An 18,028-nucleotide genomic window follows, 5' to 3' on the forward strand; every position below is an offset into this window, starting at 1 on the left:
CTCCCCCGCGAACACGGGGGAGTTTTTCTTTTACTTAGCCGCCTCATTCAACACGCTGTCGAACTTATCTATCGGGCAAAAGCCATCCGCATCTATCGGACACCCTTTCAGCTCCAGCGTTACGCGCTGCGCCGGGGATTTCAGGGTCAGAACGTCTGCATTACGCAACTGCTGCGAGCTCTGATACACGTACTCGATTTTCATCAGATCACGATTCGCGTTGCTGTCATGCCAGCGCTGGAAGACAATCTTCCCGCCAATCGGCGTACGCTCGTTCTGATCGTGAAGCTGGTACGGTTTGAAATCCAGCGCGGTGAGCAGCGATGCGATGTTTGAGTCATGCCCCACCAGCACGGTTATTTTTGGCGCTTTTACGCGTTCAGTAACCAGCGCATTATCAATATACTTCACCAGCGGTTTGGCGACATTCTGCGCCACTTCCGGGGAGGTGAACAGGCTGTCCTGATAGCCATTTTTCAGCTTCGACAGAACCTTCCACTGTTGATCGGATTTAATCTCGCCCCAGGCAACCTTATCCATCGGGAAGCCTTCGTAATATTGCAGCGTGAAGGCATCAACCAGCGAATTTCCGACCTTCAGCGGCCCCGAAACCCCAGGCTCCTGCTGATATTTCGCGCTAAACGTATCTTTGGCACCGGTCAGGGAACACTGCTGTTTTTCTTTGCAGGACGGAGAGTCTTTGTAGTCGGTCATTTGCTCAAGCAACTGATAGCTGTCGTTGAGCTGCATTTGGCTACGCTCTTTCTCCATTGCCTGAACCGCCTGCTGGCTGAAGGCGGCGGAATCATCGGTGATCACCGGGTTAAAGGTGGGATCCATGGTGCCCATTTTTTCCTGATGATGGACCGGGACGTCGCAACCCGGGAAAGCACCGGTGACAAAGAACTGCGCCGTCGCGACGGTACGCTGCAGGCTGTTAGCATAGGTATAGACCGTACCCGGCGCCGGACATTCGCCCGATTTCACCATCCCCTGCTCTGCCAGCCACTCTCGCATATAGTGGCCCATATAGATTTCCAGCACGCCGCCTTTGGTGGTGAGTTGCCCGCCGGGGACATCCCATTCTGGCCATTGTTTGGGGGTGGACTGCTCAAGAACACTGCCATTATTGGCTAAAGGTGCGCGTAAGTTATGCCGACTCATCATCAATACTTGCTGAAGCTGATAGCCTTCCGGCGCGGTCTGCGCCTGCGCGGCGGTTGACATTAATACAGCCCCTGCCACGGCTGCGGCGATTAACGATTTATTCATCCCTACGACCTCTTGTTGTTATCAATCACAACAGAGTGTGACAGAAATATGACATATTTCCCGGAACGCTTTCGCAAAACGAACCATCTACGGTGTCGTTTTAATACCGAACTCGGTTTCTAATTTGCGAATGCCAAGCGGGGTGAAGGTGACGCGGCGACCACTCAGCTCCGTTTTTATCCATCGTTTTTCAATCAGCCAGCGTAGCAGCGATGCGCCAAGCACGCCGCCGGGATGGTAACGTCGTTCACTCCAGTCCAGACAACCACAGGTTAATTTCCGCCGCGATGCGCTCGCAGCCAGGACAATCCCCATTTGTGCCAGTTTTTCCTGCCCAAGAGAGGTCAGCGTTTCACCATCCGGCGTTAACCACTGACGGGAAACCAGCGTATCGAACAGCCTCACCGCCACCTCGCCAGCGAGATGATCGTAGCAGGTTCGGGCATGTCGTAAGCCTGCCGGCGTCGTGATTTTTCGTGGCGTTGATGTAGCCCACGCCACGCCCATCAGACGCTCCAGCAGTTCAGCGATATCGGAGCCTGCAAGGCGAAAATAACGATGCCTGCCCTGCGCGAGCGCCACAACAAAACGTTGTTCGCACAGACGCGCCAGATGCGCACTGGCGGTCGACGCTGATACATCCGCCACTGCGCTGAGCTCGGTCGCGGTCCAGGCGCGGCCATCCATCAGGGCGCACAACATTCGCGAGCGCGATTTATCGGCCATCGCCGCCGCGGTGAGCGCCATTCGCGACTCCAGAGCGCCCTCTTCCTCACTTAACATCACTGATGCCATAGCGACCTCTTTGACCCTGAATGTCTGAATTAACGATGCCATGAATGCGTTCTAAAGTCACCGCACAGGTCACACCGCACGCAGCATCATCTCGATACCCAACCCGACCAAACAAAACAGAAAACAACGTTTAAACACGAGCGGAGAAATAACCCGTCGTACACGGGTTCCTAACCACTGACCAATCAGCGCAGGAACAATGGCCAAAGCCGATATGCTCAACGACTGTACGGGCAGCGCATTGTGCCACCACAGACCAAGCGCCAAAGCCAATGTCGAAAACGTAAAAGAGATCCCGAGCGCCTGAACCAGTTCATCTTTCTCAAAACCCAATGACTGGATCCAGGGCACGGCGGGCATCACAAATACACCGGTTCCGCCAGTCAATAAGCCAGTAACAAATCCTATGATGAGGGAGTACGGTTTTTCATGCTGCGGAGCCACTGCGATTTTCTTTCCGGCCAGCGTCCAGATAGCGTAAGCCACCAGCGCCACGCCAAGCGCAAACTGGGTACGGGTGGTATCGCCGCCGGTAATCCAGGCGCTGGCAAGCAGTGTCGCCACCACCACCGTCAATAACATTGGCCACAGTCGTTTGACTAATTGACGCGTATTTCCGCCACCGCCAAACTGAAACAGATTGCTAATCAGCGAAGGCAACAGCAGCATGGCCGCCGCCGCAACCGGCGAAATAAGCGATCCGAGGATCCCCATAGCCACGGTGGGCAATCCCATACCAGTGACGCCTTTTACCATCCCGGCGAGGACAAACGTGGCGGCAATCATCATCACCAGAGCGGGCCCAAACGCTAACGAACTCGTCATGTTGCACTTTCCTGAAAAAGAGAAGATGACCCATTCTGGACGTTAATCGCGGTGCTCGCTTCGCCAGGCAACGAAATATGTCTTCCCGCTTACGGGTAATAATATAAAAAATGCCGGGTTTCCCCGGCACATTATCAGAACGTTTTTGCCCACCACAGCCGAAGCTTCATGCCCCAGTAGCTGGTCCAGCCGCTGGTTGTTGACACCACCCGACCTTGTGACATCACCACCAGCGTGGGCGTGACGCTAATCGCCCAACTGCGGGAAATTGCCCCATTCGCATCATTGATGACCGGAAAGTCCACGCCTTTACGCGACAGCCAACGAGACACCTCAGCTTCACTGCCGGAGCGTAACGCAATGGTCATCACGTTTGCCCCTTCCGAACGCAGCCTGGCGACTTCCGGCGTCGTGAAGCGGCAAACGCCGCACCAGCTCGCCCAGAAATAAAGCAGCACCGGCTCGTCTTTGCTGAGCGCCGCCAGCGTGACGGTTTCACCATCCAGCGTTTGCAAAGGCGTGCTGTCAAAAGAGCCAGGGAGCTGCGGCGCGCGCCAGACATCCATCAGCAGCATCGCCCCTGCCAACAGCGCCAGTAAGATCAGCCCTTCGCGCAGCCAGCGGCGCAGTTTACTGAGCATTGGCCGCCGCCAGCTTTTCTTTGACCACTTCCTCAAGGGTTTCCCACGGCACCGCACCGGGAATAAGCTCATCACCAATAATCGTTGCGGGGGTGCCCTGCACGCCCACCAGTCGCGCCAGTTGCAGGTTAGTGCTTAGCGTTTCAGCGCTTTGGGCATCCAGCGTCACCGGACTGGCTCCCGATTTTTCCTGCGCCTGTTTGATACTGACATCGGTATGGTAACCCTTTTTCTGCATCAGTTTTTCATGTAGCGCCAGAAACTGCTGCGGATGCTCAAGCCAGGTGGTCAGCACGGTCTGCGCCGCCAGTTCCGAACTTTCCCCTTTAAACGGCAGCGGTTTAATCACTACCGCCACGTCAGGATATTTCTGCACAATTTTTTCCAGCATGGGATCCAGTTGCTTGCAGTACGGGCAGTTGTAATCGGTGAAGTTTATCAGGGTCAGTTTCGCCTGCTTAGCGCCAATCCGCGGGCTGTTGGGATCGTTAAACAGGGCCTCCTGGATTAATGCTTCAATTTGCTTTTCCTGTTCCGGGGTAAACGGTGCAGGCTCTTTCGCTACGCTGACGGCAGAAAACAGGGTTAACAGCAGAACAATCATTATTTTCATGGGGTTACTCCTTTGGCATCGGTCAACGTTTGCAATACCGCATCACGGGTTAACAACGTTGGTAACGCCTGGCCTTCCGGCAGACCGGGGCCATAAATTTGGTTATACGGCACAGCAACCTGGCCGCGTTTTTTCAGAAATTCGGTGATGGCTTCAGAAGGGAGCGTCCAGTCGCCGCGCAGCGCCACTACATCCGGCTGTTGCAAAGCGGCCTGTACGTCATCTTTATGCAACACGTTGTATTTGTTGACCTTACAAGTGATGCACCAGTCGGCAGTGACGTCAATGAACACACGCTTATGTTGCGCCAACGCATCCTCAATCGCCTGCTCGCTAAGCGGTTGCCAGTTCACGCTTTCTTTAGCGCTAGCGTGTCCGGCCAGCCCTAAATGTGGGAGCAGCAACGTCGCAAGCCAGATAGCCGAACCCAGCATCATGACACCGAGAAGACGCCGCAAAATATTCATCCAGCGTCCCGGACGCGGCAAACGCAGCGCCAGACCGGGACGCAGAGCCACCAGCAGCCACGGCAAGCTCATCCCCAGGCCAAGTGCGATAAACAGTCCCCACAACGTTGGTAACGAAGCGGTCAATGCCACCGCTACCGCTGTTCCCAGAAACGGGGCGCTGCACGGCGTGGCGAGCAGGGTCGCAAATGCGCCTTGCCAGAAATGTCCCGACAAGCCGTTACCACCGCGAGTCGCCAGCGTGGTGGTCATCGCCGAAGGCAGGCGGAATTCAAACCACCCGAACAGGCTGGCGCTGAACGTCAGCATCACCACGACCATGACGCCAATGAACCACGGGTTCTGAAACTGGATCCCCCAGCCCAGCGCCTGATTGGTTAAACGTAGCACTGTCATCAATAGCGCCAGGGCCATAAAAGAGACCAGGATCCCGGCTACCGATGCGAGGAATTGACGGCGGATCTGGCGACGGCTTTTTTCCTCAACCAGCAAAATAGAGCCCAGTTTCATGCCGAGAACCGGTAACACGCAGGGCATCAGGTTGAGGATTAAACCGCCCAGCAGCGCCATTAGCACCACCTGCCACAATGGGAGTGAGGCGTTCTCAATAACCGGGGCTTCGCCAATCGCAAGACGACTTTCCTGGGCAACACCGTTATCTGCCAGCACCAGCGTGACCGACTTACCGCGTAAATCCGGCGCGCCTTCCCCCCAACCGTCATGAACGGGTACCGTGGCGCGTAACGTCTCACCTGCGACGTGAATTTGCGGCATGCCAAAATCAGCATCATTAACGGCGTCAAGATACAGCCCTGGCGCAGTCCATCCTCCCGCGCGGTGAGCCTCGACGACCAGCTCGCCGGCCCGTGCGCCAGCGCGCAAAGTATCGGTCAGGCCGCTGGCAAGCGGGATCTGCCCCATTGCCTGCGCATAGTCATGCGCAAAAGTCGGGTCCTGGGTCGTGGAGGTCACGGAAAAAGGAAAATCCGTCAACAGGCAAACGTTGCTACAGGTGGATAGCGTCAAAACACCGCTAAGCGTGGCGGGCGATCTGCCGCGCACAACCATCGGGAACGTCACATTATCGTGATAGCCCTGGGTCGTGATATTAGCGACCTCAAAGCGTGCAGGGGTTGGCCAGAACCAGTCGACCGCAGGCATTTCCCCTTGCCAGGCGATAGATGGCGCGACGCCTCCCTCGCCCGGCGAACGCCAGTAGGTTTTCCAGCCGTCCTCCAGTTTAACATCCAGCAACAGACGAGTTTCGCCGCCTGAGGACGTATCAGCGCGTAACCGCACACTGGCGTGATCGTTATCGGGTGAACGCAGCCAGCCGGGTTCAGCCGCCCAGGATACGGGCAGCCATAGCAATAACAGACAGAGCAGCGCCTGCCTGAAAACAGTCATCATATATTTTCTCCGTGAATAATTATCTAACAGTCAGCAACGGCTGTTCTGTCATTCACGGAAGACGCAAAATCGCAGATGTACCCTTAGCGTGGGCGGCGAGATGGCTCGCGGTGGGAAAAAAGGCAGACGAAACGCCCGCACTGGCGCCAGCAGCGACAGTAGCAGACACAGCACCAGAATAGCGCCTTCGAACAGTACCGGGGGCGCCGCCAGTAATGACTTCGCGCTCAGTTCACAAGGGGTAACGGACGAGGCCTCATCGGTCTGAGCTTGTCCGCTTACGACCACGCTTGTGGCAACGGTGTCCATCTGCAACGCGTGCAGGCCCGCCATGCGTTGTGCGGTGCAAACCATCACCACAACACATGCCAGACAGAGGAACCACCATCCCATCCGTTGACGTTTCGCCATTATACCCTCACTGATTGATGCGAGTTATCTTAACCACTCACCAGGTTTTGGCAACCTTTGCGCTGTAAAGTTATGTCCTGTCATCAGCAGGATATACCGCGATTTCAATCAGATTGAGATCGGGATCTCTGACATAAACCGAGCGAATCGGTCCCATCGCACCGGTTCGTGCAACCGGTCCCTCAACAATATCGACCCCGTGCGTTTGAAACGTGGCAATCACCTCTTCCAGCGCACGCGTGGTGATAAAACACAAATCCAGCGCCCCCGGCGTTGGCGCGTGAGCTTTGGGTTCAAACTCTTTTCCCCGAATGTGGAGGTTAATTTTCTGATTGCCAAAGACGAAGGCTTTCCGCCCTTGCGCGAAGGTTTCCAGCCTCATCCCTAAAAGTTCGACATAAAAATGAACGCATGCCTCTTCATTATTGGAGGTCAATACCAGATGATCCAGGTGGTCAATCATAGCGATATCCATTTTGGTTGCTCATCACTGACACTTACCCTATTCATTCAAACGCTACAAGAAAAAGAAAATCTTACGGCTGCGTTGACAGAACATAGCGCAACGCGTTGCTGCTCACGTTTTATAAATTAAATGATAATTAATCATATTTTCGTTTTTATTTATTACAATATAACATTGCCAAAATAATTACGAAAATATCACGGAAGTGATCATTCACTATTTACGAAGAGTACCAAAGGATATTCGCAGAACAGTACATAAATACTGTCCCGCTACGTATTGATGCGTAAATGAAAGTAAGGGTCAGCGCATTTTTAGGTGATTATCGTATTATAGCCCGACGCAATGAAGAGCGTATTCATTCGCAGAAAATTTGTTTATTGAATGTTATTTAGAGTATATGGAAATGAAAAAATATTTATTACCCCTGATTGGGTTACTTTTTACCGTTAGCGCTCAGGCAGCACCATTTACCGACGGCAAAGAGTTTATCTCACTGGAAAAACCCGTCGCTTCAGCCCCGGCAGCGCTGAAGTTTTTCTCGTTCTATTGTCCTTCCTGCTATCAGTACGATGAAGTTTTTGAAATCACTGATAACGTGAAAAAAGTTTTGCCTGCTGACGTCAAACTCACCGAATACCACGTCGACTTTTTAGGCCCTCTGGGGCAAGACATGACGCACGCCTGGTCCGTCGCCATGCTGTTGAACGTGCAAGATAAAGTTAAACCGTTGCTTTTTGATGCCGTGCAGAAAAAACAAACCATTAAATCGGCGGACGATATTCGTAACGTATTTATCAGCGCGGGCGTCAGTGCCAGTGATTATGATGCCGCATGGAATAGTTTTGCCGTAAAATCACTAACCGCCAAACAGCAAGAAATGGCTAAAGCTGTAGATTTAACCGGGGTGCCCGCCATTTTTATCAACGGTAAATATATGATCAATCCGAAAGGACTGAAATCTGATGACCTTAACGCGTTCGTACAAAACTATGCTGATACGGTCCGCTTCCTGATCACTAAATCCTGATGTTTAGCTAATCTCACTATTCGCACCACACAACAGACGCCATAACGTTAAAAAGCGCTGTTGGTGGTGCAATGCCCGCATCGTTTATAGCAATATCCTCCCTTCCCGGTTGGCATTCTCCGTTATCAGGATTACCCTAAACTTAGCGGTGATACCTGTTGTCAGGGTTCACCTTCTGCAAGTGTTGATTTACACGAGAGAACGCTATGGAATTAAAGGATTATTACGCCATTATGGGCGTGAAACCGACAGACGATCTCAAGACAATCAAGACCGCCTATCGTCGACTCGCCCGTAAATATCATCCTGATGTCAGCAAAGAGACTGACGCGGAGGCCCGGTTTAAAGAGGTTGCTGAAGCCTGGGAAGTCCTGAGTGATGAACAGCGACGCGCCGAGTACGACCAGTTGTGGCAGCACCGCAACGACCCACAGTTCAACCGTCAATTCCAACAAGGAGAGAATCAACGCTATAACGCCGAAGATTTCGACGATATCTTCTCCTCCATTTTTGGTCAGCATGCGCAACAGTCTCGCCAGCGTCATGCCAGCCGCGGGCACGATATTGAAATTGAAGTCGCCGTATTCCTCGAAGAAACGCTTACTGAGCATAGCCGCACGATCAGTTACACCCTGCCGGTTTACAATGCGTTCGGCATGGTCGAACGTGAAATTCCTAAAACGTTGAATGTGAAAATTCCGGCTGGCGTCGGTAACGGTCAGCGTATTCGTCTGAAAGGCCAGGGCACCCCCGGTGAAAACGGCGGGCCAAACGGTGATTTGTGGCTGGTGATTCATATCGCGCCACATCCGCTGTTCGATATCGTTAATCAGGATCTGGAAGTGGTCGTTCCCCTGGCGCCGTGGGAAGCCGCGCTGGGCGCGAAAGTAACCGTTCCGACGTTAAAAGAGAGCATCCTGCTGACCATTCCTGCGGGCAGCCAGGCCGGGCAGCGGTTACGCATTAAGGGCAAAGGTCTGGTAAGTAAAAAACATACCGGCGATTTGTATGCGGTGATCAAAATCGTCATGCCGCCGAAACCTGACGACGCCAGCGCCGCCCTGTGGCAGCAACTGGCGGATGCACAAAAGACCTTTGATCCGCGCAAAGAGTGGGGGAAAGCATAATGGCTAACGTCACCGTCACCTTTACCATTACCGAGTTTTGTCTGTACACCGGTGTGTCAGAAGAAGAGCTACATGAGATTGTCGGCTTAGGGGTGATAGAACCTCATGAAGACGAGACTTTTGACGATCATGCGCTGACCGTCATGCGTCGCGCGATACGCCTGCGTCAGGAGCTGGAACTTGACTGGCCGGGAATTGCCGTTGCGCTGACATTGCTGGAAGAGAACGCTCAACTGCGGCAGGAAAACCGCCTGCTGCGCCAGCGATTGTCTCGCTTTATCAGCCATCCTTAGTGTGTCAAGGCCAGCATGATGCTGGCCCTTTTATTATCCGCAACCCGCTCTTAATGACATTGCGCAGCAGATGGCATACAGTCAGCGATAAGAATTATCTCAAACAATAAGACGTTGAGCCATGCAGCTTAAACCCCTCACAAAAGGTCGTTTTCACAATATCTGGCAGCAGGATGATGCCTTAATTGAGAAGATATTCCAGGAGTTGCTCTCAGAAACACAGATTATCCAGGAAGATGACTATCTTTACCGCCAGGGACAGGTAGTCGATCGACTGATCATGGTGCAGTCAGGAAGAATTTCTCTGCGTTATAGCGCGGAGAATGGTCGCCGTTTCCAACTGGGTGCAATGGAATGTGATGAGCAACTGTTTGGCGAAATGGAGTTTTTTACCGGGTATCGTTGCCAGCTTGATATCGTAGCCGAAGAACCGCTGACCGTGGCGGTATGCAACTGTGACCGTCTGGAGGAAGCGCTGAACCAGCACCCCAGACTGGCGATATTTTTCGCCAGCGCAATGGCCGTTGATTATCAGGATATGCTGGAAATCTTCCTGCACCGGATGCTCTACCCTATCGTACATAACGTGGCGTATGACCTGTATCGCCAGCATCAGGACAAGCAGCCAATGGATGGTTTTCATAAAAAATACCAGGAAGCTGAGCGATTCGGCACCACCGACCGGGTCTATCGGCGGGCGGTGAAAGCGCTGACGGATGCCGGGCTGGTAACGCGCACGAAGCAAGGACTGGAAATTAAGGATCTGGATGGGCTGCGTAAATTTCTCGGCAATGACATTATTGACTGACACACCAACCCTGGCAAACGGAGCATTGGTGTGTCATTTCAGCGCAATCAGAACTTATAGGTGAGGTTGAAATAGTGACCCAGCCCGGTGGTACGCCCTGCTCCACCGTGGTTTTCCATCAATGCCATGTTGCGGAAATATTTTAAGCCATAACCTACCGCATAATGCTCTGAATGCCAGTAGATGCCGTTATACCATTCAATCGCGTTATTGCTATATAACGGCTGGTTAGCAATCTTGTTCGCGGCGAACTGGTAGTCAAAGTAACCCTGATAGTTCAAATAACTGCCGTTGGCGAACGTATAGAACGGCGTCGACCAGTTGGTCGAGAACATGTAACCATCCCACTTGCCTTCGTTATCTGCACCATAATTTTCACGTACATAGTGCGCATAAATGTTCATTCCCACCAGACCAAACCACGGCACTTTAACATCCGTGCCGAGACCAATGTAATGCTCAAATAATTCCGGGTCACCAATGTTATTTACCGTTGCGATATAGAATTCGTTAAATGGCCCAACGGATAAATCTTTATTAAAAATGGCGTCCAGGGAAAAACGTGGAGATATCTTGGCAAAGAAGTTATCCCCCCCGTGACGATCGTCCTGCTCGCGATCCAAAATATCAAAGAAATCCACATAACCATACAGATCGATAATCCCGGATCGTGCGCCAAACTCCAGCTCAAGATAGGTGTCATTACGAATACCATAAGGCACTTTCGCATCCACACTTTGCATTAAGTTCATCTGCATCCAGTTAAAATCATTTTTGCGGATGTTGCCATCGGCATAATCAGCCGCAAGCGCTTGCGTACAGCACATCGCAATTACCGCACCCAGAACTGTTTTTTTCATCATTGATTTATTTTTCTTCAGCATTTTCAATTCCTTTGAGCAAGGTTGAGTGTCGCCCCACCAGATAAATGGCGTGACGGCGGGCTATCTAATTAAAGAGGCAAGCGTTATTACTGTGTTTAATTACGTTTGAGTTTTAATGTACCCATCAACATAATAAAGATAATTAAATACAACACCGGTATTGCGTACATAATTTTCTGCAATCCCATAGTTTTTTCCATTAGCGCACTGATCGCCGGACTAAACATGGCGCCAGCACTACCACTAATTAAAATATAAGAAACGTTCTGGCTACTCGCGCGCTTCACGAAAGAAACCCCGTAGGCAATAAAGGAGTTATACAGCGCTGCGCAGACAAACCCGTAACTATAGGCCAGATAATCAAGCCCGGAGATATTTTCCTTCGTGACAATGATGGTGGTAATAACGCAAGCTAACAAAATAATGCTAAGCAGAAAATAATGTATCTTTACGCGGGAAACAATAACGGTTGAGACTAACGCGCCGACCAGCGCAGCACCCCAGTATTGCGTAATAATATTACCTGCTTCTTCGAAGGGAATACCAAATTTGTTCTTCACAAATAATGGTGCCCAGGTCAGGAAGGTATACAGCGCCAACATACCTAAGAACAGGCCAATGCCTCCGCTGATAATCCCTGGATTCCACTCGGATTTCACCGGGTCTGCGCTATCCGCTGCTGGGGCCGCTTCACAGGCGGTAAAGCGGGTGAGAGCCACAACGCCCAGCGTGAGTAAGGCCACTATGCCTACGCTCAGATAGCTGTAACTCCACGACATATTGTGCGTCAGGGCGAAGGTGGTAATCAGCGGGAAAACTACGCCCGCGACGTTAAAGGTGGCGTCCTGCACCACCAGCATCGTACTTTGAATGCGATCCTGCCAAACCGACACCACGATCGTTCCCGCCACGCACAGACCAATCCCGCCGCAGAAACCCACCAGGGTCATGGCGACCATCACCGGCCATAAGCCAGGGCTTAAGTGCATTGCCAGAGCGCAGAGGAACACTATCGAATAGATAATGAGCGTCATACGCTTAACGCCGATTTTCTCAATCAGGAAAAAGGCGGCAATGGTCCCGGCTAACGCCCCACCGTTAAGCAACGAAAATATCGAGGCGACGGTATTCACATCGGCACTGTAGCGTACTGCAATCGGTTCAATCAGCATGCCAAACTGACTGGCAAATCCTGCCATAATAAAATTTGCCAGAAAACTAATCAGCGTAAGTGCTATTTTATTCTTCATATAATGCCATCTCTGATTGGTTCATTTAAATGCTGATGCTAAGCCGTAACAGCTGTATTTAGCGCCAGCTCTATCATATTTTTAAAGGTTAACTGCCGTTCTTCCGCCGTTGTTTCTTCTCCTGTCAGGCAATGATCGGATACGGTTAATATAGCCAACGCTTCAATATTAAACTGATGCGCTAAAGCGTATAACCCTGCCACTTCCATATCCACACCCAGCACACCAAACTTTTCCAGTGCAGGTATTAAATTTTCGTCAGGATCGTAATAAAGATCGCCACTGAAGACATTGCCGACTTTAACGTCAATACCGGCCTTCTGCGCCAATGCCCACGCCTGCTGCAATAATGGGAAATGGGCAGATGTCGCCATCGTGTAGCCCGCGCTACGTTTTAAATTTGTGATGGAATCCGTTCCGGCGGCGATGGCAAGAATAATATCTCGCATTTTGACATGATGTTGTGTTGCCCCCAGACTGCCGACACGAATAATTCTCTGTACACCGAAATCATGTACCAGTTCATGAGCATAAAGCGTCATTGACGGTATACCCATGCCATGTCCCATCACCGAAACAGGTTGCCCAAAATAAAGACCGGTATAGCCCAGCATATTGCGTACATTGGTGACTTCGCGGTAATCCATTAGATAATTTTCGGCAATAAACTTAGCGCGAAGCGGATCGCCCGGCATAATAACGGTTGGCGCAAAATCACCCGCTTTAGCATTAATATGTGCAGTCATAACAATTCCTGAATTATGGGTATTGAAGATATGCAGGGATTGTAACCAGCGGATTGCAGAGGATTGAGGACAAAAGTCCTGCTCAGAGGATCGGCCTCTCATTTCTGAGAGTTAGTGTTGCGGGCAGAGGGTACAGAAGAAAAATGAGCCTCCTCCACAGCGAAGAAAAGCGAGGGCCAGCGCAACAAAGGAACAGATTTGCAACCAAATCGTTGGTTACCACCGCGTTGACACGAGTATCCATTGCAGCGTCAATATTGTTTTTAAAGTGGTCTTATTGTTATTATCATTTTCCTTTATAAATTTGAGTTATGCTGTCATGATCCCATTTAGGTTTAGTGAGATGACTCCCGCCGATATTCCTGCTGTTCAGTCGTTTCTTGTTGAGCATCTTAATTTATTCTTCAATGCCGGTAGAGCCATGCCTTCTGCCGAAGAAGATCTCTTTGATCTCGAACAACAGTATATCTTGCAGGAAAGGAATTCATTACTTTGCGCGTGGAGTGAAAACCAGGAATTAATCGCCACACTGGCGGTATGTCAATATGATGATCGTATTACTGAACTACGTGGTCGCTATAACTTGTCTGAAACGGCGGAAATTTGTCGTTGCTACGTAGATGAGCGCTACCGCAGACAGGGGATCGGAAGTCAGTTGTTTGCTTTAGCTGAGGTATTCTGTCAGCAACATCAATATAAGACTTTGTATCTTCACACACATCATTTTTTACCCGGAGGGTATTATTTCTGGTTACGTAACAATTTTAACGTGATTATGGATATGCAGGATGAGTGGCAATTGGTACATATGGAGAGTACACAAAAAAAGAGTCAAGCGCTGATATGCGGAACTTTTGATGGTGATCAATATGTTTCATACACAGAAGTTTCAGCATGCGTGTAATTTGATCAATATCAACCAATTCTCATTTAGCTTCCTGTTGCTATTTTCATTTACAACATCGCAGTAACCAACAAAATCATAACTCACTGTATTAAATGGGTATTTTTTTCTACACCACTACCTTTTATCTCTTACCCTCTATGGTTGACCTTGTTAACAATTGCCGCTAGAGTCGCTTTCGACAGCATTTCATTACATTTTTGTATATGAATAGGAATATGGTGAGAATTATTCAATTCAATTCCATAACTGCCCCCGCAACTGTAGGCGGATGCAGAATATCCCTGTGTGGCTCATAAACCACAGGTCACTGTAAAGTTCATCTTTATGGGAAGGCCGATATTCTGATTACCGTGAGTCAGGAGACCTGCTGTCAAAGGTGTATGCCATTGAGTGGACGGGATGGTCCATGGGATGAATTATTTGACGCAAGCGGTAGTGTATTTATGAATAAGATTTTGGCTGAGTAAAGCTTATTTGCATTTTTTGCATATCTTCATTCTTAAATTTCACGATTCAATGTCATCTATCTTCATGTTTCCTCCCGATATATGGAATGAAATAAGCCATGACCAGACCTTTAGATTCTGGCATCAACGGGACGATGATAATGCACGCTAATTCTACCTTTTACTTCTCTAAAAAAACGCTTCTGGCTATTTTTGGCACGACTGCTCTCCTGCTTACTTCCGGTTTTTCCGAGGCAGCAAAAACCGAATATCCTCTGACGATTAAAAACTGTGGCCGCGATATTACCTTCAATCAGGCACCAACGCGCGTGGCGACGGTGGGTCAGAACAGTACCGAGATTCTCTATTCACTGGGGCTGGCCGATCGCGTCGTGGGTACTTCGCTGTGGTTTGGCCCGGTACTGGAGGCTTATAAAACAGCAAACGAAAAAGTCGCCGTTATCGCGCAAAATATTCCAAGTTTTGAAGGGATCGTGGCGAAAAAACCGGATCTGATCGCCAGTCAGTTTGAGTGGCAAATCGGCCCTGCTGGCACGGTTGCCTCTTACGAACAGTTTAGTGAACTAAAAATTCCCGTTTACACCGCGCCAGCTGACTGTGCGAAAGATAACGAAGATGGTGGTGATGGTGTCCGTAAGGGCATGTTTGATATTGCCATGGTGTATCAGGAAGTCGCCGATCTGGCGAAAATCTTCGATGTTCAGGATAAAGGCGAGGCGCTGATTGCCAGCCTTAAAGCACGTGAAGCCGCAGCGAAAAACAAAATTACCGGAATGGATGAGAATGTTTCCGCCGTGTTCTGGTTCTCAAGCGCCGACCTCCAGCTTGACCCTTACGTTGCCGGGAAGTTTGGTCCGGCGGCATGGATCGCCCAAACGCTGGGAGTGAAGAATGTGATTGATTCTGCTGAAGAGTGGCCAACGGTGGGTTGGGAAACCATCGCAAAAGCGAATCCTTCACTCATTGTGCTCGGTGAGATGAGCCGTCGCCGTTTCCCGGCGGATGACTGGAAGGTCAAGATGGAATACCTCAAGTCCGATCCTGTCGCCAAACTGGTTCCTGCCGTCAAGGAAAACCATCTACCGGTCATTGACGTACAGACCATGAATGCCGGGATCAGAACTATTGATGGTGTGGAAAAACTGGCTGATGCCCTTGTTGAATATGGCTTAGCACATCCGCAGGCTGCTCATTAATCTACGTTTTGCGCTATATCCTCACACGGTATAGCGCATCTCCGTTACTCAGGAACGCAGATAATCATGAGTGATTCACGCAGGATGCGTCGCGCTGTTGGTCAGCTTGCGGTGAGAGTCAGTGGGCATGCCGTTTGGGTCAGTGCGCTAATGTGTGGCGTGCTGCTGGCGGGGATTTCCATCGGCGAAACGCTTATCCCCTGGCAGCATGTTCTCAGCACGCTGGCAAATCATCTTTTTGATACACACTATCCTGTCGATGCGCTGGATGCAGGGATCGTCTGGAACTACCGCCTGACCCGAGCGCTGGTCTCGGCCAGTTGCGGCGCGTGCCTGGCTGTTTCCGGCGTAGTGTTACAGTCGCTGCTACGCAATGCGCTCGCCGAACCCTATCTACTGGGGATTTCTGCCGGAGCGTCCACCGGGGCGGTGCTGATTGCTCTCACTGGACTTGGGGCTGGCATCATCAGTATGTCATTGGGCGCTTTCATTGGTGCGCTGACGGCATTTCTGTTCGTTGCGCTATTGGCGATGGCCGCTGGCGGTAGACAAGGTGGGGGTGTAACAACCCAAATCATCCTTGCCGGGATCGCCAGCTCCCAGCTTTTCAATGCGATTACATCGCTTATCATCACCCGCTCAGCAAACGCCGAGCAAGCACGCGGTATTATGTTCTGGCTGTTGGGCAATTTGAGCGGTGTACGCTGGCCCGATGTAGTCTTAGCCATTCCTACCGCTCTGGTCGGTATCGCGCTGTGCTTCTGTTATGCCCGCCATCTTGATGCTTTCTCCTTTGGTGCGGAGTCTGCGGCATCGCTGGGCATTCCGGTAAAACGTACCCGTGCAGTACTGATTGCCGCCGTCACCGGCATGACGGCGATTATGGTCTCCATTGTGGGGGCGATCGGCTTTGTCGGTCTGGTGATCCCTCATGCTGCTCGTCTGCTGGTCGGCAACCAGCATCATCGACTGCTGCCGGTTAGTGCGCTTACCGGAGCTATTTTCCTCATTATCGCTGATGTTATTTCCCGCACGTTACTACCCGGTCAGGTACTCCCAATAGGCGTGATCACGGCTCTGGTTGGCGCTCCTGCGTTTTCAATCATTCTGATTAGAGGAAACCAGAACAAATGACGGTGAATCTCGTACAGCCACTCGTTACCTCTGCGCAAGTCGTTATTGAAGCCTGTAATTTGTACTGGAAGGTAAAAGGTAAGACGATTGTTGAAGATATTTCACTCAGCGTAACGCCCGGCGAGTTTGTCGGCATCATCGGTCCCAACGGCTCGGGCAAAACGTCACTGATTTCACTGCTGGCCGGTTTGCTGAAGCCAACTTCCGGGCGTATCACCCTGCAGCAAAAGGCGCTCCAGCATTATTCGCGGCGTCACCTTGCGCAGCGGGTGGCGCTGGTCGAACAACAGGCAGAAACCAGCGAGCGTCTTACCGCTTTACAAGCCGTTTCTCTGGGGCGCACGCCCTGGCTTAGCCTGCTCTCGCCCTGGTCCGCCAAAGATGACGATATCGTGCAAACTATGCTGGAGAAGGTCGATCTCCGTGAATTACAGCACCGATGCTGGCATACCTTTTCCGGGGGAGAAAAACAGCGCCTGCATATCGCCCGGGCGCTGGCGCAGCAGCCGCAGTTGTTACTGATGGATGAACCCACCAACCATCTCGACATTCAACATCAGATTGGCCTGCTTAGTCTGGTTAAACGTGAAAAGCTCACGGTCATTGCCGCTCTGCACGACCTCAATCATGCCGCGATGTTCTGCGATCGCATCATCGTCATGACATCCGGGCAAATGGCGATGCAGGGGACTCCTTGCGCCGTGTTTACCCGCGAAAACCTCCATGCCTGGTTTGGTATCGACGCCATTGTTGAACATGAAACAGGCGCTGAAAACTGTTTTATCCGTTATCAAAGACCTGATGAATTTTAAGGAAGAATCGATGAAATATCTCAAACAGAGTCTGAAAGTTTTATGTTTACTCGCCCTCGCCTCTTCAACCTTCGCACAAACTCACGACGTTTTGATGAAAAATCGTGGGTCTGCGGGACCAATGGTCTATGAGCCGGATTATCTGGAGATCCAGCCCGGGGATACGGTGAAGTTTATCCGTAAACATAAGAGCCACAACGCGGCTTCAATCGCTGAATTGTCTCCGGCTAACTATCCCGGTTTTTTGGGAAAAATAGATGAAGAGATCGAAGTAACTTATGACAATGCCGGATTTTACGGCATCAAATGTACACCGCATTACGCTCAGGGCATGGTGATGCTGATTAAGGTAGGAGATGCCACGTTACCAGCAAGCTATCGGGCATTCAAAGCACCGGGTATTGCTGATAAGCGCTTTCAGGAAATTTACGCGCGTATCGACAAACGTTAATCCGCGATACTCAGGGAGAAATT

General features: G+C 51.0%; 20 protein-coding genes and 1 riboswitch. Of the genes, 9 read left to right on the forward strand and 11 right to left on the reverse strand.

The window, feature by feature from the left end:
- Positions 1-30: 30 nt before the first annotated feature.
- The 8 genes from agp to ABIE10_RS06085 all read right to left on the reverse strand — a co-directional run bounded on the left by agp (position 31) and on the right by ABIE10_RS06085 (position 6,909).
- Positions 31-1,272 carry a bifunctional glucose-1-phosphatase/inositol phosphatase gene (agp, locus tag ABIE10_RS06050; protein WP_279265074.1) on the reverse strand — a complete coding sequence of 414 codons (1,242 nt, stop codon included), beginning with the start codon at positions 1,270-1,272 and terminating at the stop codon, positions 31-33.
- Positions 1,273-1,359: 87 nt separating this feature from the next.
- Positions 1,360-2,067, reverse strand: a complete 708-nt coding sequence (locus ABIE10_RS06055) for an ArsR/SmtB family transcription factor (RefSeq protein WP_049283240.1) — start codon at positions 2,065-2,067, stop codon at positions 1,360-1,362.
- A gap of 69 nt (positions 2,068-2,136) precedes the next feature.
- Positions 2,137-2,892, reverse strand: coding sequence for a sulfite exporter TauE/SafE family protein (locus ABIE10_RS06060; protein WP_279265075.1), 756 nt, complete (start codon positions 2,890-2,892; stop codon positions 2,137-2,139).
- A gap of 134 nt (positions 2,893-3,026) precedes the next feature.
- A complete protein-coding gene (locus tag ABIE10_RS06065) occupies positions 3,027-3,533 on the reverse strand; it encodes a protein disulfide oxidoreductase (protein WP_279265076.1) in 507 nt (168 codons plus the stop codon).
- Positions 3,523-4,146, reverse strand: a complete 624-nt coding sequence (locus ABIE10_RS06070; RefSeq protein WP_279265077.1) for a DsbA family protein — start codon at positions 4,144-4,146, stop codon at positions 3,523-3,525. The genes ABIE10_RS06065 and ABIE10_RS06070 overlap by 11 nt, the downstream gene beginning before the upstream one ends.
- Positions 4,143-6,023 carry a protein-disulfide reductase DsbD family protein gene (locus tag ABIE10_RS06075; RefSeq protein WP_103766122.1) on the reverse strand — a complete coding sequence of 627 codons (1,881 nt, stop codon included), beginning with the start codon at positions 6,021-6,023 and terminating at the stop codon, positions 4,143-4,145. Before ABIE10_RS06075 ends, ABIE10_RS06070 begins: the two co-directional genes overlap by 4 nt.
- A gap of 48 nt (positions 6,024-6,071) precedes the next feature.
- On the reverse strand, positions 6,072-6,434 hold the full coding sequence (locus ABIE10_RS06080) for a copper resistance protein (protein WP_103766121.1): 363 nt from the start codon (positions 6,432-6,434) through the stop codon (positions 6,072-6,074).
- 70 nt (positions 6,435-6,504) lie between these two features.
- Positions 6,505-6,909 (reverse strand): VOC family protein, encoded by a 405-nt coding sequence (locus ABIE10_RS06085; protein WP_103766120.1) that lies wholly within the window; start codon positions 6,907-6,909, stop codon positions 6,505-6,507.
- Positions 6,910-7,306: 397 nt separating this feature from the next.
- Between ABIE10_RS06085 and dsbA the strand changes: the two genes are divergently transcribed.
- The 4 genes from dsbA (at position 7,307) to ABIE10_RS06105 (ending at position 10,158) form a co-directional block, all read left to right on the forward strand.
- Positions 7,307-7,930 carry a thiol:disulfide interchange protein DsbA gene (gene dsbA, locus ABIE10_RS06090; RefSeq protein ID WP_016156157.1) on the forward strand — a complete coding sequence of 208 codons (624 nt, stop codon included), beginning with the start codon at positions 7,307-7,309 and terminating at the stop codon, positions 7,928-7,930.
- 206 nt (positions 7,931-8,136) lie between these two features.
- A complete protein-coding gene (gene cbpA / locus ABIE10_RS06095; protein ID WP_016152571.1) occupies positions 8,137-9,057 on the forward strand; it encodes a curved DNA-binding protein in 921 nt (306 codons plus the stop codon).
- Positions 9,057-9,350 (forward strand): chaperone modulator CbpM, encoded by a 294-nt coding sequence (gene cbpM / locus ABIE10_RS06100; RefSeq protein ID WP_016152570.1) that lies wholly within the window; start codon positions 9,057-9,059, stop codon positions 9,348-9,350. Before cbpA ends, cbpM begins: the two co-directional genes overlap by 1 nt.
- Before the next feature lie 121 nt (positions 9,351-9,471).
- On the forward strand, positions 9,472-10,158 hold the full coding sequence (locus tag ABIE10_RS06105) for a Crp/Fnr family transcriptional regulator (protein WP_016152569.1): 687 nt from the start codon (positions 9,472-9,474) through the stop codon (positions 10,156-10,158).
- Positions 10,159-10,205: 47 nt separating this feature from the next.
- On the opposite strand, the gene ABIE10_RS06110 is transcribed toward ABIE10_RS06105, so the two are convergent.
- From ABIE10_RS06110 to deoD, 3 genes are all read right to left on the reverse strand, one after another.
- A complete protein-coding gene (locus ABIE10_RS06110) occupies positions 10,206-11,042 on the reverse strand; it encodes an outer membrane protein OmpK (RefSeq protein WP_429155045.1) in 837 nt (278 codons plus the stop codon).
- Positions 11,043-11,137: 95 nt separating this feature from the next.
- Positions 11,138-12,292 carry an MFS transporter TsgA gene (gene tsgA / locus ABIE10_RS06115; protein WP_080858576.1) on the reverse strand — a complete coding sequence of 385 codons (1,155 nt, stop codon included), beginning with the start codon at positions 12,290-12,292 and terminating at the stop codon, positions 11,138-11,140.
- Positions 12,293-12,330: 38 nt separating this feature from the next.
- Positions 12,331-13,038 carry a purine-nucleoside phosphorylase gene (deoD, locus tag ABIE10_RS06120; protein WP_153690539.1) on the reverse strand — a complete coding sequence of 236 codons (708 nt, stop codon included), beginning with the start codon at positions 13,036-13,038 and terminating at the stop codon, positions 12,331-12,333.
- Between the two features lie 319 nt (positions 13,039-13,357).
- Between deoD and ABIE10_RS06125 the strand changes: the two genes are divergently transcribed.
- From ABIE10_RS06125 to ABIE10_RS06145, 5 genes are all read left to right on the forward strand, one after another.
- Positions 13,358-13,942 (forward strand): GNAT family N-acetyltransferase, encoded by a 585-nt coding sequence (locus ABIE10_RS06125; protein WP_316147679.1) that lies wholly within the window; start codon positions 13,358-13,360, stop codon positions 13,940-13,942.
- Between the two features lie 165 nt (positions 13,943-14,107).
- Positions 14,108-14,331, forward strand: a riboswitch (cobalamin riboswitch).
- A gap of 221 nt (positions 14,332-14,552) precedes the next feature.
- On the forward strand, positions 14,553-15,608 hold the full coding sequence (locus ABIE10_RS06130; RefSeq protein ID WP_016152563.1) for an ABC transporter substrate-binding protein: 1,056 nt from the start codon (positions 14,553-14,555) through the stop codon (positions 15,606-15,608).
- A 66-nt stretch (positions 15,609-15,674) separates the two neighbouring features.
- Positions 15,675-16,742, forward strand: a complete 1,068-nt coding sequence (locus ABIE10_RS06135; RefSeq protein WP_016156150.1) for a FecCD family ABC transporter permease — start codon at positions 15,675-15,677, stop codon at positions 16,740-16,742.
- Complete coding sequence (locus ABIE10_RS06140) at positions 16,739-17,554, forward strand: ABC transporter ATP-binding protein (protein WP_316147670.1); 816 nt, start codon at positions 16,739-16,741, stop codon at positions 17,552-17,554. Before ABIE10_RS06135 ends, ABIE10_RS06140 begins: the two co-directional genes overlap by 4 nt.
- A gap of 10 nt (positions 17,555-17,564) precedes the next feature.
- Positions 17,565-18,005, forward strand: coding sequence for a pseudoazurin (locus ABIE10_RS06145; RefSeq protein WP_047501117.1), 441 nt, complete (start codon positions 17,565-17,567; stop codon positions 18,003-18,005).
- The last annotated feature ends 23 nt before the right edge of the window (positions 18,006-18,028 follow it).

It is taken from the genome of Citrobacter sp. 506 (genome assembly GCF_050434985.1).
Classification (GTDB): Bacteria; Pseudomonadota; Gammaproteobacteria; order Enterobacterales; family Enterobacteriaceae; genus Citrobacter; species Citrobacter braakii.